At 40.7% G+C, this 1,575-nt stretch carries 1 protein-coding gene; it reads left to right on the top strand.

Going from position 1 to position 1,575, the window contains the following annotated elements; translation table 11 throughout:
- Positions 1–251: 251 nt before the first annotated feature.
- A complete protein-coding gene (locus I4V44_RS17375; protein WP_196003020.1) occupies positions 252–1,469 on the top strand; it encodes an IS110 family transposase in 1,218 nt (405 codons plus the stop codon).
- Positions 1,470–1,575 lie beyond the last annotated feature (106 nt).

Genomic DNA, 1,575 nt, shown 5'->3' with positions numbered 1-1,575 from the left:
CCGACAGACAATCATGAGAAAATCTCACCACAATAAATGAAAACTGGATACTAGCTATACGTTATGTAGTGGTATACTTAAGGTGCCGAATAAGATCGGAAGGGGATTGGTGCTTACAAGCCCGTCCGACAGACTGATTTTCAGCTCCTTAGGTGTACCACTTTTTGTTTCCATCGGGTTTTGATGAGGACGCAGGACAGCCAACAATTAAGCAAGGAGCTGCATCGGCTTATGCGAAGGAGGTTTGCTTTATGGAAGTATTGTATAAGCGGTGTTGTGGGATTGACATTCATAAAAATATGATGGTAGCCTGTATTTTTACGAGTGTCAGAAAAAAAGAAATCCGTCAGTTTTCAACAATGACGGAAGATATTCTCCAATTAGTTTCGTGGCTGAAAGAAACAGATTGTGAGATGGCTGCCATGGAAAGTACGGGCTCTTATTGGAAACCTGTATATAATATATTTGAAGAAGAACAGATACCGATCATGGTTGTGAATGCGCAGCATATCAAAGGAGTTCCCGGACGTAAGACGGATGTAAAAGATGCAGAGTGGATTGCCGATCTGGTACGCCATGGATTAGTAAAAGCAAGTTACATACCAAATAGGGATCAAAGAGAACTGCGAGAAATAACCCGTTACCGCCAGGAGATAACTGAAGAACGTGCTCGTGAATTAAATCGAATCCAGGCTGTGTTAGAAGGCTGCAATGTTAAATTGAGCAGTGTAATTACCGATATCAGCGGAAAAAGCGGTATGACAATTTTAAAGGCAATTGTATCTGGAGAAACAGATCCGGTTGTTTTAAGTGAACTTGCCGAAGGAAGAGCCAGAGATAAAATTCCAGAAATGCAGAAATCCCTACAAGGACGGATATCAGAACATCAGCAAAAAATGTTGAAACATCAACTTGGGCATATTGAAAGCCTGACCGCTTTAATTATGGATTTAGATGCAGATATTAAAAAAAAAACAGAATCCATAAATTGGGCAATCGAAGCTTTGGATGATATGCCTGGGATTGGAAGAAAAAGTGCAGAACGAATTTTAGCGGAAACTGGTGTGGAAATGGAGCACTTTCAAAATGAATCCCGTTTCAGCTCATGGGCGGGGCTTGTGCCTGAGTGTAAGGAAAGCGCCGGAAAAAAGATGAGTACACGAATACGGAAAGGAAATAAATATTTGAAAGCAACGTTGGTGGAATGTGCTCGTGCTGGAATACGAAACAAGCAAAGTTATCTCTACTCCCGTTATCAAAGAATTGCCGCGCGCAGAGGTGGGAAAAGGGCTTTAATTGCAGTAGCCCATGCCATGTTAATCGCGATTTATCATATACTAAAAGAGAAAGTTCCTTATCATGACCTTGGAGCGGACTACTACTCCGTTATCAATCAAGAAAAGATGATCAATAGGAATATTCGTACATTAGAAAAGTTAGGGGTAAATGTAATGATTCAGCCGAAATGAATCTCTTTAACTGTATAATTAAGAGAAGGAAATAAGCCCGCCAAAAGGCGAGCTTATTTAGAATGCTTGTTTATAGGTTATCGCTGAACTACGTTTTCAGGACAGC

Origin of the sequence: Blautia sp. 1001283B150304_161114_C9, assembly GCF_015668165.1 — a bacterium.
Lineage (GTDB): Bacteria > Bacillota > Clostridia > Lachnospirales > Lachnospiraceae > Blautia_A > Blautia_A wexlerae.
The sequence above is the reverse complement of the archived record's forward strand: the minus strand, read 5'-3'. Positions and strand labels throughout refer to the sequence as shown.